Origin of the sequence: Prochlorococcus marinus str. MIT 9201, assembly GCF_000759955.1 — a bacterium.
In the GTDB taxonomy this organism is placed as follows: Bacteria; Cyanobacteriota; Cyanobacteriia; order PCC-6307; family Cyanobiaceae; genus Prochlorococcus_A; species Prochlorococcus_A marinus_G.
On sequence record NZ_JNAL01000007.1, the window covers coordinates 14,821 to 27,626 of the forward strand.

General features: G+C 26.7%; 24 protein-coding genes. 7 read left to right on the top strand and 17 right to left on the bottom strand.

Features of this window, described 5'->3' with window-relative positions; all coding sequences use genetic code 11:
- The first annotated feature begins 932 nt into the window (after nucleotides 1-932).
- Nucleotides 933-1,139 (top strand): high light inducible protein, encoded by a 207-nt coding sequence (locus EU95_RS0108740; RefSeq protein ID WP_032521597.1) that lies wholly within the window; start codon nucleotides 933-935, stop codon nucleotides 1,137-1,139.
- A 632-nt stretch (nucleotides 1,140-1,771) separates the two neighbouring features.
- On the opposite strand, the gene EU95_RS07050 is transcribed toward EU95_RS0108740, so the two are convergent.
- Nucleotides 1,772-1,912, bottom strand: a complete 141-nt coding sequence (locus EU95_RS07050) for a high light inducible protein (RefSeq protein WP_032521797.1) — start codon at nucleotides 1,910-1,912, stop codon at nucleotides 1,772-1,774.
- On the bottom strand, nucleotides 1,912-2,019 hold the full coding sequence (locus EU95_RS0108745) for a high light inducible protein (protein ID WP_011132751.1): 108 nt from the start codon (nucleotides 2,017-2,019) through the stop codon (nucleotides 1,912-1,914). The genes EU95_RS07050 and EU95_RS0108745 overlap by 1 nt, the downstream gene beginning before the upstream one ends.
- Before the next feature lie 568 nt (nucleotides 2,020-2,587).
- Between EU95_RS0108745 and EU95_RS07045 the strand changes: the two genes are divergently transcribed.
- Complete coding sequence (locus tag EU95_RS07045; RefSeq protein ID WP_080728102.1) at nucleotides 2,588-3,217, top strand: DUF938 domain-containing protein; 630 nt, start codon at nucleotides 2,588-2,590, stop codon at nucleotides 3,215-3,217.
- Nucleotides 3,218-3,265: 48 nt separating this feature from the next.
- Here the strand turns inward: EU95_RS07045 and EU95_RS09765 are convergent, their stop codons facing one another.
- The 3 genes from EU95_RS09765 to EU95_RS10210 form a co-directional block, all read right to left on the bottom strand.
- Nucleotides 3,266-3,427, bottom strand: a complete 162-nt coding sequence (locus tag EU95_RS09765) for a hypothetical protein (RefSeq protein WP_193742436.1) — start codon at nucleotides 3,425-3,427, stop codon at nucleotides 3,266-3,268.
- Between the two features lie 105 nt (nucleotides 3,428-3,532).
- Entirely contained in the window at nucleotides 3,533-4,714 is a 1,182-nt protein-coding gene (locus EU95_RS07040; RefSeq protein WP_032521599.1) for a fatty acid desaturase, read from the bottom strand.
- A 254-nt stretch (nucleotides 4,715-4,968) separates the two neighbouring features.
- The gene (locus EU95_RS10210; protein ID WP_275040476.1) at nucleotides 4,969-5,100 is read right to left on the bottom strand and encodes a hypothetical protein; all 132 of its coding nucleotides are present in this window, start codon (nucleotides 5,098-5,100) and stop codon (nucleotides 4,969-4,971) included.
- A 189-nt stretch (nucleotides 5,101-5,289) separates the two neighbouring features.
- On the opposite strand from EU95_RS10210, the gene EU95_RS09770 reads away from it, so the two are divergent.
- Nucleotides 5,290-5,430, top strand: a complete 141-nt coding sequence (locus tag EU95_RS09770) for a hypothetical protein (RefSeq protein ID WP_193742437.1) — start codon at nucleotides 5,290-5,292, stop codon at nucleotides 5,428-5,430.
- 216 nt (nucleotides 5,431-5,646) lie between these two features.
- On the opposite strand, the gene EU95_RS09775 is transcribed toward EU95_RS09770, so the two are convergent.
- Nucleotides 5,647-5,799 (bottom strand): hypothetical protein, encoded by a 153-nt coding sequence (locus EU95_RS09775; RefSeq protein ID WP_193742438.1) that lies wholly within the window; start codon nucleotides 5,797-5,799, stop codon nucleotides 5,647-5,649.
- Between the two features lie 439 nt (nucleotides 5,800-6,238).
- On the opposite strand from EU95_RS09775, the gene EU95_RS09780 reads away from it, so the two are divergent.
- Nucleotides 6,239-6,391, top strand: coding sequence for a hypothetical protein (locus EU95_RS09780; protein WP_193742439.1), 153 nt, complete (start codon nucleotides 6,239-6,241; stop codon nucleotides 6,389-6,391).
- 3 nt (nucleotides 6,392-6,394) lie between these two features.
- Here EU95_RS09780 and EU95_RS07030 read toward each other — a convergent pair whose 3' ends face one another.
- From EU95_RS07030 to EU95_RS07025, 3 genes are all read right to left on the bottom strand, one after another.
- Nucleotides 6,395-7,501, bottom strand: coding sequence for a fatty acid desaturase (locus EU95_RS07030; RefSeq protein ID WP_032521601.1), 1,107 nt, complete (start codon nucleotides 7,499-7,501; stop codon nucleotides 6,395-6,397).
- Nucleotides 7,502-7,582: 81 nt separating this feature from the next.
- A complete protein-coding gene (locus EU95_RS09785) occupies nucleotides 7,583-7,738 on the bottom strand; it encodes a hypothetical protein (RefSeq protein WP_193742440.1) in 156 nt (51 codons plus the stop codon).
- An 83-nt stretch (nucleotides 7,739-7,821) separates the two neighbouring features.
- Complete coding sequence (locus EU95_RS07025; RefSeq protein WP_032521602.1) at nucleotides 7,822-8,040, bottom strand: M protein; 219 nt, start codon at nucleotides 8,038-8,040, stop codon at nucleotides 7,822-7,824.
- 213 nt (nucleotides 8,041-8,253) lie between these two features.
- Here EU95_RS07025 and EU95_RS07020 point away from each other — a divergent pair, with 213 nt between their 5' ends.
- The gene (locus EU95_RS07020) at nucleotides 8,254-8,571 is read left to right on the top strand and encodes a hypothetical protein (RefSeq protein WP_032521603.1); all 318 of its coding nucleotides are present in this window, start codon (nucleotides 8,254-8,256) and stop codon (nucleotides 8,569-8,571) included.
- 11 nt (nucleotides 8,572-8,582) lie between these two features.
- Here EU95_RS07020 and EU95_RS07015 read toward each other — a convergent pair whose 3' ends face one another.
- The 3 genes from EU95_RS07015 to EU95_RS07010 form a co-directional block, all read right to left on the bottom strand.
- The gene (locus EU95_RS07015) at nucleotides 8,583-8,918 is read right to left on the bottom strand and encodes a DUF805 domain-containing protein (protein ID WP_032521604.1); all 336 of its coding nucleotides are present in this window, start codon (nucleotides 8,916-8,918) and stop codon (nucleotides 8,583-8,585) included.
- Nucleotides 8,919-8,986: 68 nt separating this feature from the next.
- On the bottom strand, nucleotides 8,987-9,151 hold the full coding sequence (locus tag EU95_RS09790; RefSeq protein WP_193742441.1) for a hypothetical protein: 165 nt from the start codon (nucleotides 9,149-9,151) through the stop codon (nucleotides 8,987-8,989).
- A gap of 614 nt (nucleotides 9,152-9,765) precedes the next feature.
- Nucleotides 9,766-9,945 (bottom strand): hypothetical protein, encoded by a 180-nt coding sequence (locus EU95_RS07010; RefSeq protein ID WP_032521605.1) that lies wholly within the window; start codon nucleotides 9,943-9,945, stop codon nucleotides 9,766-9,768.
- A 282-nt stretch (nucleotides 9,946-10,227) separates the two neighbouring features.
- Between EU95_RS07010 and EU95_RS10215 the strand changes: the two genes are divergently transcribed.
- Nucleotides 10,228-10,359: a hypothetical protein gene (locus EU95_RS10215; RefSeq protein ID WP_257008698.1), complete on the top strand. Its 132-nt coding sequence runs from the start codon at nucleotides 10,228-10,230 to the stop codon at nucleotides 10,357-10,359.
- A 66-nt stretch (nucleotides 10,360-10,425) separates the two neighbouring features.
- Here the strand turns inward: EU95_RS10215 and EU95_RS09795 are convergent, their stop codons facing one another.
- Together EU95_RS09795 and EU95_RS07005 are read right to left on the bottom strand one after the other, a co-directional pair.
- Nucleotides 10,426-10,596, bottom strand: a complete 171-nt coding sequence (locus EU95_RS09795; protein ID WP_193742442.1) for a hypothetical protein — start codon at nucleotides 10,594-10,596, stop codon at nucleotides 10,426-10,428.
- A 92-nt stretch (nucleotides 10,597-10,688) separates the two neighbouring features.
- Nucleotides 10,689-10,964 (bottom strand): cupin domain-containing protein, encoded by a 276-nt coding sequence (locus EU95_RS07005; protein WP_032521607.1) that lies wholly within the window; start codon nucleotides 10,962-10,964, stop codon nucleotides 10,689-10,691.
- A gap of 121 nt (nucleotides 10,965-11,085) precedes the next feature.
- On the opposite strand from EU95_RS07005, the gene EU95_RS10220 reads away from it, so the two are divergent.
- Nucleotides 11,086-11,220: a hypothetical protein gene (locus EU95_RS10220; RefSeq protein WP_275040477.1), complete on the top strand. Its 135-nt coding sequence runs from the start codon at nucleotides 11,086-11,088 to the stop codon at nucleotides 11,218-11,220.
- Here the strand turns inward: EU95_RS10220 and EU95_RS10225 are convergent.
- The 3 genes from EU95_RS10225 to EU95_RS0108755 all read right to left on the bottom strand — a co-directional run bounded on the left by EU95_RS10225 (nucleotide 11,217) and on the right by EU95_RS0108755 (nucleotide 12,672).
- Nucleotides 11,217-11,339, bottom strand: coding sequence for a hypothetical protein (locus tag EU95_RS10225; RefSeq protein WP_275040478.1), 123 nt, complete (start codon nucleotides 11,337-11,339; stop codon nucleotides 11,217-11,219). The genes EU95_RS10220 and EU95_RS10225 overlap by 4 nt on opposite strands.
- Before the next feature lie 77 nt (nucleotides 11,340-11,416).
- On the bottom strand, nucleotides 11,417-12,289 hold the full coding sequence (locus EU95_RS07000; RefSeq protein WP_032521608.1) for an EamA family transporter: 873 nt from the start codon (nucleotides 12,287-12,289) through the stop codon (nucleotides 11,417-11,419).
- 146 nt (nucleotides 12,290-12,435) lie between these two features.
- A complete protein-coding gene (locus tag EU95_RS0108755) occupies nucleotides 12,436-12,672 on the bottom strand; it encodes a hypothetical protein (RefSeq protein WP_032521609.1) in 237 nt (78 codons plus the stop codon).
- Between the last annotated feature and the right edge of the window lie 134 nt (nucleotides 12,673-12,806).

Genomic DNA, 12,806 nt, shown 5'->3' on the forward strand with positions numbered 1-12,806 from the left:
TAATTTGTACTTTTTTTATTGCATTATAAAATATCAATGATTTAGAAACAAAATAAGAATTGTATGAGGTTAAAAAAAAATTTATATATGCTTGCATTAAAGTAAATAATTTGTTTTTCTTAAAGAAAGAATATATTAATGAAAAATAAAACTTTATTAAACGAATGTAAATGCATTCATTGTCAAAAGAAATTGGAGCAAATTAATAATTCACGATCATATTGGAGTAAGGTATGTTTAAGTAAAATTTAACCCAGTTTTTATTAAAACTTTTTAAATTAATAAATAATCCTAAACTATTGACACTCTCCATAAATTTATAGATAAATAATAAAGTTGAGAGTTTCTTTTTTAATTTTTTTTTAAATCTACTACAGTTACTTAACTTTCTGATTTCTTTTGTAGATTCTATTTTCTCTATTTAAAAGAAAAAGAATAATAAAAATAAAAAACGGAATAAGTATATAGTCTAAAGACATATATTTTATTTAGCCTACTTTCTTTTTAGCAATAATATTAATTCTTGTCAGTCTTTTAGATTAATTCCAAAAAGAATTTAATTTAAAAGATATCTATATAAATATTGTGTTTGCTTGATTTTGAAATTAAAAGAGCTTGCAGGTATCCCACCGGCAAGCTCATGACGAACGAGTTAAATTCAGATTTTCTGATCTTAACCAACTAAGCACTTCCTAAATGCTTTTCTTATAATAATGAGTAAAATTACTTAGTGTGAGTATAAATGCTCATTCGAGCGATTTACATTTACATTAATTAGTAAAATAAACTTTAATATCTATTAATTAATCAATTTCTTGCCAAAAATGGCACACCTCACTTATCTAACAAGTGGTTATAAGAGGGAAGATCTATTTATTAGTTTACAAAAGTTAATAATTATGTTACTTTTATTAATAATTATTTCTTATTAAATGTCAAATTCAGGTGTCACAAATGAATCAGGTGGAAGACAAAATATGTTCCCTTCTGAAACCAGACCTTATATAGATGAATCTGTATCATATGAAGGGTATCCTCAAAATGCAGAAAAAGTAAATGGCAGATGGGCTATGGTGGGTTTCGTTGCACTATTAGGTGCTTACATAACAACAGGTCAAATAATTCCAGGAATTTTTTGACCAATTCTTGTTTTTTTCTCAGTTATAATTTAAATATTGATTAATTTAATTTCGAAAATAAAAAAAACCAAATAAAAGTTATTGCGTTAAGGCTAAATATTATTCCAAGAAATAAATAAGCAAATTTCTTGTCAATAAAAGCTGTATCAGACTCAAGCTTTACCCTCATAAAATTTAATAATTTTTTTGGTTAAGATACCACTTTTTATGATCAAATTCAGTATTCAAAAAGAATTTGCCATAGTTAATAACTTCTTAATATTCACTTTAATTTAAAGATTATTAACTTTTTTTATTTTTTTTAGCTGGGTAAGTCTTTTAATATTGTTGTTTAAACCCTTTTTTTGTTTTAGTTATTCTTGCGCCAACATAAATAACTAAAGTTAGCCAAAATACAATTTCCAATCCTAGATTTACCATGACATTCTCCTCCATTTACATAAAATCACTCTAAATCTAATTTAATTTGTTCGGTAGAGTTTTTATACTGATTTTTAATTTATTTAAGATAGCTAGTTCAATATTTTAAGTCTCAAATTTTTAAGGAAATTAAATTATTAAGTAAAATAAAACAAAACAAAAAAAAAAGAACTAAATTTTTAATTTAGTTCTTCATATGAATTTTTAAAATTTTAGATAAACCCAGGAATTATTTGACCTGTTGTTAGATATGCTCCAACAAGAGCTACAAAACCTAACATGGCAAACCTACCATTTAGCTTTTCAGCAACAATCTTTTCTTTCTCTATAGTTTTAGGTTCATTATTTTTCATTAGAACCATCCAGGAATAATTTGACCAGTTGTTACGTAAGCGCCAACTGCCGCTACGAAACCTAACATTGCTGCCCAACCGTTAAAACGTTCTGCTTCTGGAGTCATTTTTAGATTAAATAATTTGTAAACAAATATAACATATTTATTTATCAATGTAAACTAAATGATCATAAAAATTGCTAAAAAACAAATTTTTTATCATTTGCGTGACAAATCTGTATCAGGAATTACTAAAATTTAAAAATATGATTACAGGAGCTGATTATCATATATTTGCAAAAAAAAAAACTATAAATCACAGCTTTTTTTGAGTAATGAAATCCTCGTTTAGAGGCAATTTAACTTAAAATAAATTAAGAGTCAGCTAGTAGGGATACAGGCTGACTCTTTAAAAATAAAGATTTGAAAAAAATAGTTTTTAAAGTTAAATTTTTGCTATTAATAAATTAAATATTTATAAACTAATGTCTTTTGCAACTTATTTCATGCACCTAATTTTTGTAAGTATTCCTTCACTTCTAAGTTCTGATTTAATACTTTATTTAGTGCCCGCTTTGACAGTTTCCATATTATTCTTTAGCTTAAAAATAATGTTTTTTAACGCTCCGAAATTAAGAAAAGCTAAATAAAAAAATGGAATTTATAACAATTATTTATCTGATTCCAAATTCTTTTGATCTTAGATAATAGGCTATTTTTTTCGGCTACTCAACGAAATAAAGGTTGTATTGGAGATGTACTATCTAGAATTATAAAAAAAAATCGTTCAATATTGGAAATCGGAAGTGGAAGTGGTGAGCATGGAGTATTCTTTCAAAAACGTTTTCCTGAAATAATTTGGCAAACAACTGATCCAGATTTACTGCATAGAAAAAGTATAACTTCTTGGATTGAGTATGAAAAATTAAATAAGATAATGCCCCAACCTCTTGAGCTCGATGTAGAGAATACTCCTTGGAAAATTCCATTAAAGTTGACCAGTTCCATACAAGGTATTGTTTCCATAAATATGATTCATGTAGCCAAGTGGAATTGTACGATATCTCTTTTTAAGGGGGCAGGAGAATTACTTAAGAAAGGACAATTTTTGATAATATATGGCCCATTTAAAATTGGTAATAAGCATATAAGTCAAAGTAATTATTTATTTGATAACGCATTAAAAATTCAAAATGATTGTTGGGGTATTAGAAATATTGAGGAAGTTAGTAATGAAGCGAAAAAAGCTGGTTTTTCTCAAGAAGATATTATTAGGATGCCAGCAAATAATTTTTCAATAATCTATAGAAAAGTTGTTTTTTAGATCAACCTCAAATATCAATACTCTTTAAAAGATTATTTTAATAACTCATTATCCTGAAAGCTTTCTACTCCACTCTTTATGCTTTTCATCTAAATCTGAAACTTTATCTCCTAAACTCAATTGTTTTTCTAATAGTTCCACTTTTGTAAGTGTTATTTTCTCTGAATAAAATTTAATAGGTTGCTTACCATGCAAGTTGTCGCCACTCATAAAAAAACTTCATAATCAACAGTATTTTTAGGATAAGTTTCAGCATATGTCATATTCTTTTATATTTTTTTCGGATTTGTGTAAATTAATGTGATAAAAAAGCTTCTACTCATATGTTTTTAAACCTTTCTTATTGTAAGAGGATTGCCAGATGTAAATTCCTTTATTGATTTCTAGTTTCACAGCAACACAATTGCATGCAATATTCCAAAGGGCTTTGTGGATTGGATCAGGATTAAAAAGATATGCCTTTTTAAATGCTTTTTTGATTAAGATAGTTGCTTTTTTGGCATGATAATGAGGGATGGTTGGACAGACATGATGAACGACATGACTAGAACCTATATTATGGTGGAGAAAATTAAGGATTTTACCGTATGGCCTGTCAATTGATAGAAATGCTCCTCTCATAAATGAAAATTCCTTATTTGATAGATGTGGTACATCTGAATCCGTATGATGAAGCCATGTATAAACTACTAACCAACAGTTAACTACTAACAAAGGACCAAAATACAAAGCAAATACTGGAAATAGTCCATACTTAAAAATAAAATAAAATATACTTAGTAATGTTACAGCGACTCCGATATCTGATATCCAAACTTTTTTTGTCCATATTGATGGCCATAATGCTCTTGAAAATGGTTTGATTGGCCAAAAATGATTTGAAGTTCCATATTTTAGCCCTCCAGTACTTCCTGTAAGTAAATAAGCAGGCCAGCCAAATATTAGATGTAAAACAAGTTGAAGAATTCCGTAATTTTTCTTACCTAAGGAATTTGAAAAATTCAATTCTTTTTCCCCGCCAACCTTCTCTGTAACTCCATTTCCATTGATGACTAAAGGTACATGAGTTTCACCATTAGTTACATTATTTGTGAATCGATGATGAACGGCATGAGAACGCTGCCATGAAAAATAAGGAACTAGTAGTAATGAATGAAGTAAATATCCAATTATGGTTTCTAAAGTCTTGTTTTTAGAGAATGCGCCATGCCCACATTCATGGGCAATGACCCAGAAACCCATTGCTGTTGTACCTGATAGTAATGAGTAAATTATCCAAATTGGGATCATTTTTGGAGTAAATGGAATAGATAATCCTATTGCAACCACTATTGATTGAATAAAAGCTGATTGTAAGAGATACCTCAAAGAAGTTTTGGTATCGCAATTTAAATATTGATCTGGAATAACATCCTTAAATTCTTTTATGCTTGGAACGTCTTTATTCTCTATTGCAAGCGCACGGCCTTTGAGGCCTGAAAATTTTATATTACTCAAATGTTTTTTAGGTTAGAGTTTGGTTAAATAAAAATTAATTTACATATACCTATTATCCATCACAGGATCTAATTATAAAAATAATGTATAGTTTGTCTTTTTCAATAGGATTTTAATAGAGGAAGTTTATCTGCGAATTTAATAATCTTATTCATATATTTCTAGGCTATTTTTTTATCGAAATCTCAAAATTTATAAATGTATTTAGTTTTCTCCGTCCCTTTGTCTTTTTTCTTATTTGAAGCTTATTTAATTCAAAGACCGCGAATATATCTCTTTGAAATCTCTGTTCTTTTGCGTGGTTTGACTAAAATTGGTAGAACAATAACTCCTACAGTAAAAAGACAAATTGGAGCTACAACCATAAATATAGATTCTAATGACATGATCAAAAGTTGATTTTATTAATAAATAGCAGTATTTCTTTTTAACGTCATGCGTATTTATATCTATTTTGGAGAATTGCTTCACAACTTCAATAAATTATTAAGCAAAAAAGAAAAAAAGATTAAAAAAAATCGATTTTTTAGAAACCTACCTTAAATTTTCAAATAATTTAAAGACCAAATTAATTCATGAATGAAGAAAAAAAATGGATGCTAATTACCTATTATTGTCCAACTCATGGCGATACAGGTATTGCTAATCCCATTGAAATAACAAAAAAAGAAATTAGTCGACAACTTTCAAAAAAAGACAGTGATCCTGAAAGATAATTATTTGATAAATCTAAATACTGTGGAATGGTCATTAAATCTTGATTGAAAGCTTATAAATAAAGTATTAATAACGTCCAGCACCTTTGTTGCTGTTGAGCGAGCAGTACTACTAAGTTAATAAAAAGTAATTTTGCAATCTAATCTTCCTTTAATCTGAAGAAAATTAAGCTAATTCAAATTTTTAAATTAAAAAAACTATATCATTAAAAATTTCTAAATATGTTCAGAATCGCAGGTTAAATCACATTGTTTAAGATCATTTGATGATAACTTTTCTAAAATCCTTAACATATCAATTTCAGAAAGTTCTCCGTTAGAATTCCATTTTAAAGTTGTTTTCCTTTGAGGTGAATTTTTTTTATTCATTTTGATCCTCCCCCTTTAAATGCACTTCTAAGCAACGAGTTATACATTCTTGATGACCATCCACAATACTGCATTCAGTGATACATTCAAAATATGAATTAATAGAATCTATGTCTGTATTCTGGTTGGTAGATGCAAATGAATCATTCATAATATTGGTATATTTATTTGAAATAGAGATATAGCACGAAATAATGTTCAATAATTTAATTTATTAAGTGAATTAGAAAAAAATAAGTATTATTTACTAAATTAATATCCGACCTAATTTACTTTCAAAAACGTAAAAATAGATTGCTTTAAAAAGATAAAAAACAAAAATATTGATTATTTAATATAAATTTTTTATAAAGTAAAATTAAGAAAAATCAGCATAAAGACTGATTTACTTTTTAGTAATTTAGTTGGATGATAAATAAGTACACTTTTAAATTTTCAAATGAAATCAGTAATTAATTGGCTTTCGAAAATGTTAGAGAGTATGGCAAATGCCTTTATGCATCCTTTAAAGAATGACTTGCCTCCATCCATTGGAGCACATGCATATAGCAGTATTCCTCTAAAAAGAAAATTTAGAAGAAGGTTAAATTAAGTATTAATTTATTGGAATTAATTTTTCATTTTTATTATCCCAAATAATGTATTTAAAGCAGTTTGAAAGTTCGCTTAATTTTAAAAACTTTGATTGATGAAGCAAATGAATATTTGCATTATGGCAATCTCTTAAGTTGTAATTTGGAATTCTTTCAGAAAGATGATGAATGCTGTGGAAAGATATGTCTGCTAAAAACCAATTTAGCCAATTAGGGATATCTAAATTGCTACTACCCAATATTGCTCCATCTACGATATCCCAGTTTTTTGTATTTTTAGCATATGAATCTTTATAGTTATGCTGTACGAAAAAAACACATATTAAAATTGCAGCTGATAGAGTTAAAACTATGGAATAAAATGATAAGAAAAAAACCAACCCAAACCATTTGCACATAAAAATCCAACCCAATATTACTACAATATTATTTACTATTAATTCAAATAATTCACTAAAATTATTTCCATAATCTGAAAATGGCGGCTTAAATCTTGAATTAATTACTAAAAGTTTGGATATTTCTTTATTTTTTATTTTGAAAAAAGTTTCTTTCACTAAATCTAGAGTGAAATTAAATATTATAATAATCAGTCCTAATCTGGGCTTTAAAACTAAGTAATAAAAGCCACCAGGGAAAAGCATTATCCAATTTCGACTGACTTTATAGAAAAATTGCTCTCTTTTTGAAAGTGAATTATAGTCATCAAGACTTAAAACGTCGATGGGACCTTTGTAAATTTGCCAATTACCATTGTTTCTATGATGAAATGCATGATCAATTGACCATGATTTCTGGGGAATGCCATTTACTAAACCAAGTAAAAATCCAAAAAAGCGATTTAATTTACGTTTTGTAAAAAGAGAATTATGACCGCAATCGTGCATTAATGAAAATGTTCTAGAAGAGAAAAGCGTAAGAAGACAAATAATTGGGATCAGTAAGAAACCTTTTGTTAATAATGAAAAAGGATGAATTATTATTTGGTACAAAATTAACCAAATAGAAATTATTGGAAGTATGGTACAAATAATTTGATAAAAAGCTCTAAAATTATCTCTTTTTAGAAATGGCTTGATTAAAAAATCATTTCTATTTACTTTGAGCATATTTTCTTGTTTTTTTAATGAATATAATGGATATTAAAAGTATTTATTATTAATTTAATAATATAATATTCTTAATTAATACTAAAGAATAAATTCCTTAGACATTGTTCTCAATTGGTCTAGATTTAATCTCTCTAAGTAATTCTTGAAATCATTAAGATTCTTAGTTGATTCAGAATCTTTAATCTCATAAAGAAGGCTATTAGAAATTAATTCAATAAGATGATCTTTATCCATAACCACTTATAGACCATAATTCTTGTTTTAAAAATTAAGGTCTTGAATTCGAGATGGTTAAGTCATTTTTATAAAAATAATTTTTATAAATTTTTTAAATCTTGTTCTATTTTTTCTAATCTCTCATTTAATTCTTTTTGTTCCTTAATTAAGGCTTTTTTCTTCTCTGAAAGCTCTCTATTTAATGGTGAATTGAAATATTTTTGATATGTGACAAAAAAAACTGCTACTGCTACTGCAATTCCAAGAGCTCCAATGATTAAAATTGGAGAAGAGGGAAAGTCATAAAATGGGATTGACAATGTTATTTAATAAAATTCAATTCTAGCTATCTCTTAAACTAAAAAATGAGTAATTAATACTTATTTTCTGAGAAACTTTATATTTAATCATTTAAGTTATTATGCCTTAATAAATATTGAGGTTTACCCTTAATTAATTTTATAAGAATAAGTAATTTTACAGCTGTCAAAAAATGTTTAACTAATAATGATTAGATAAGTAAATATTTTTTTATGAAAAAAATTATAAATAAAAAGTTTAATAAAAATGAGCCATGGTTTAAATGGTTAACGCGAGAATTTAATTCTTTTGAGGCTTTTCAGGATTTCGACTCAGGTAAAAATCCAGAAGATGTTGCTGATGACTTTATTTCTAGTAATAGTAGTGCTATTTCAGAAGTCCTAGAGAATTTTGATGAAGATGATAAAGATACACTCGATCAGTTTCTTAAATTAACCGAATGCGAAATGCATGTTTTTAAAATTCTTGAAAAACAATTAAGTTTAAGAAAAAAGGTAAGATTTGTAGATTTTAAAAAAAGAAAAAAATAAAGATTTAATTTTTATATAAGTTTATTTTTACCATTTCCGGTCTTGCCAAATCCTAACCAGATGAACCATAAGATCCATCCGAAAACGGGTATTAAATTTATAAAGATCCATTTCCAATCCTTTCCAAAATCTCTAATTCTTCTTATATCAATTGCTATTTGAGGCAAAATGCAAACTATTCCATAAGCATTGAAACCAAAAGTCTTTACAAATATTGGGATAGTAAGGAAAGAAATTATAAGATTCGCTAATTGAACGAACCACCAGTCGGTTCGTGATGTGAATCCTTTGAAGTCTGTAGCTTTAACCCAAAACTCTTTATATGCATTTAAAAAGTGATTAAGCATAAATTAAAAATTAAAAGAATTCAATATGATCGATTTAATATTCAATTTATCAAAATGTTATTAATTTACTAAATAGGATCAAATAAATTCATATCATTTGAATCTTGCTTTGGGATCTCATCTTGATTTGGTAATGAACAGAATCCGTCTTTGCAAATCATCTTATCTTTTGCAATACCTGTAGATTCTGAGAATATATTTTTGTTATTGTCATTTGAGGTTTCTTTCAGCATTTATATAAAAATTAAATCCAATATTAAATTAATAACTCAATTTATTTTGATAAGCAACAAAATGATATTAATTATTTATTTACTTTTTTTGATTTGGCAAGTCTCTCCAAAATAGCGCCATGATATAAATGAATAAAGATATAGAACAAATATAAAGTAAAGAATTTAGATGCATGTTTATTTATTGAAGAAAATTCTAAGAGAGGACCTTTCCAAAAAAAGGATTATTAAGGTTGGTAATTTTTAACGTATTAATCTATTGAATTCTAGTATTTGTTAAAGTTTTTTTATGATTTTCCCAATTTTTCATAGGAAAAAGTTTTTGAATATTAGTTATGTACTTTTTTAGTTAGGAAAACTTATAAATCTAATAGTTAAGTCAATCAAATAAAAATTCTACATTTATAAATTTTTTTGTGATAGTTAAATTCTATCTTTTTTTATTTCTGTTAAAGCTTTTCTACCTTCTTTAAGGGTTCTTAAGACAAGCCAGGAGAGAGAAAAAATGATAAGAATGGTAAGTATTATTAAAGAAATTAAAGTGGTATCGATATTATCAGCCAAAATATTTTAACCCTATATAAAGGTTTTAAAATTTAAAATTCAATATAATATCAAACGTTAGATTTAGAGTAAGCAGGAATAAGCATTCCCCCATCTTGGTCGTCATTATCGTCATCAAACCCTCCTCCAAGGATTAACTCTATGATTACAAGTAAAGCAATGGGATAAAGACACCATAGTATTGCTATAAAAGGGCTTACAGAGGAAGAAGCTGGGTATAAATCTGTCATTTAGTGATACTAATCTAAAGAAACAACAATTGTGGATACTTTGGGTAGTGTAATTCGATATTTCTATACATATTCTGTAAAAACGTTTTTCTGTCGTATGAATAGATCTTCTGCATCTATTGATATTTTATTCTTCAATATGAATTTGAATAATAATTTTCTTAAACCTACTTAAAAACCAATAATGACATAATGAATCGCTCAATTGTTATTTTTTATACTTAACAATAATTGTACAATTTTGATTCAAAAACTATTATTTATCTTGATTTTATAAATTTTATGTTCTCTTTCACTTTTGATCCTTTGGCTGCGATATTTGGTATATCAGGAATTGTAGGCTTCTTTTTCTTCGTTTCTGCTGCTAAGGGAACTTCAAGTATCAATACAAAACCAAAAAAGGAATTAGATTAGATCTTATACAGTTAGAAAAACTAAACTGAGATTTTATATCTAGTAACTTTAAAAGGCTTGTAATTCTTACTTATTCCATTGTTTAGAAATAAACTCAAGAAAATCTTTTAGGTCCTCTTCAGGACAATTTGTTTGTTTTTGTAAATCAATGCAAATTTGTTTTATATTTTCATAGGCCTTTTTTACTATTTCATTTTTTTCGATAACCTCAAAATATTCTTGATCAGTAAAAGGCATAGTATTATTTCCCCTTTTGAAAATTATGTATTAACTATATTTTATCTGTATTGACTTAACAATGAAGAAAGAAAAAATCTTTATTATTACATTTAGCTACCCAATCGATAATGTTTTTTCATACTCTTGGTTACTTCCCATTCGCAGAAAAGTCCAGCAGGAAACTCAACTAGATCTCCAGCTTTAATTACATAAATGTCACCGTTTTGCATACTTATTTTCGCTTGCCCTTCAATAATTAAGCAAATTTCCTTATCATAGTAATTCCAATGAAATTTACTTGGTTCACATTCCCAAATAGGCCAACTTTTTATTCCATACTGAATTATTGTGCTTGCACTACAAGGAGAAGTGATTTGAACTTTCACGAAATATTTTGAATATAAATTTTTTATATCTTACAAAAAAAAGAAATTTTTATTTTCGAGAATGTGTATTTGTTTACTGTCTTTTATTTTTTTTGGTTTACTATAAAAAAAACTTAAATTCATGGATGAGCTCTCTGTATTGTCAATTTCATTATCTATAGCTTCTTTAGGGATATTTTTTTTATTTTTCGCGTCAAATGATGATGATGACCAAGATGGAGGTAAGTTGATTAAATCATTCCAAAGAATTAATTAATTCCATGTAAAAAAAACATTTGATATAGATTTATAAACTACAAAGCCTGCATAAATGCAGCTTAGGAAAATAACATAAACTTCCCATGCGCCAAGTCTCTTTTTCTTTAAAATTTTCATTTTTCATATTGTTTATAAGCTAATTTTATTTAATATGATTTTTCTTAACATGAGTATTTTTTACATTAACTCAGGGATTAAAGAATTATTAATGTCAAGCCTAAAAATAAAAAACAAGTAAAAAATATAATTTTTTTTGTAATTTCTCTTTCCTCATTCTTAGCAAAAAGTAATGAGATTACTGGAGATGTGCTTAATAAAGCCCATCCTATTCCTATGGGAAGGGATTTAAATACAATTTGTTGTAGCAATATTCCTAAATTGGTTCCAAGAAGTATTGAAAGCAAGAATCTTTTTTGTTGTTTTTTTTCCATATTTTTTAAGAAAAAATTAAGCTTAAATCCTTTTAGAGTAATCAAAAAAATTATTGCACCTAATAATCTTATCTCAGTTGTAAGGAGAGGAGATAAATTGCTTTGAAGGAAAACCATTCTTGAAAAAAGACCTCCAATTACAGCACATAAAACTGATAAAAAAGGAAAAGTAAAAATTTTAAAACTATTTTTTTCTGAGAAATGCAAATTTGCGTGTTTAAAATCGTTTTCTTTTTTGAGAATTATGAAAAGCGAAATCGATACTATGATTATTCCAATCCATGATTTAGGTGTTAAATTTTCATTAATAAAAATTTCTCCTGATAAAGCAGCCATTAAGGGAGAAAGAGTTTCTATAGATAAAGTTTTTCTTGTGCCAATTGTTTGTAATGACTTTAGGTAGAAAGTATCACCTAAACCAATACCTATTATTCCACTAATTAGTAAGATAAATATATATTTTAATTCAGTTGCAGGAAAAAGATTGATTAAGGCAGGTATAAAAACTACAAAGGCTATTATATTTTTTATTAAATTAATATCTATTGATTTATATTTTTGAGTTTGCGAGCGCCAAATAAAGCATGCAAAAGTCCAAGATGTAGCGGCGCCAAAAGCAGAAAGGATTCCAATCAAAACGAATAATTTTTAGAAATTTATTTTACAAATTGTGTGAATACTAAAAAGAATACATAAAAAAGAATCAATATGCCTGGTAAATACTGAATTAATGATTTGAAATTATTTGGCTTCATATTTACTAAAAAAATAATTTATTAATTTTAAACAGTTTTTTTATTACTAGGGTATAAACTTTCTAACTTCTTTCTTCTTTCAACTTTCGCATTAATTCTTTCTTCTTTTTCTTTTTTCTTGATCTCATCATTTATCTTGTTTTGTCTATATCCAAACCAAAGTAGAACCCAAATAACAGAAGTTATTAAGAGAAGAGCTGTATATTGGCCTGTCATAGGAAAACTGGCCTCAGAATATTTAACGTAAGAAAATATTGAACTCATTTAATAAAGTTAAAGCATAAAAATAACGACTGCGTTGATTTCTTTTAGAAATTTAAAAAATTAGTTAATTGCAGCTATTTATTATGTAGTTTTATAGTTTTTGGAGTAATTTTTCTTTGTAACTCCTTGCTATT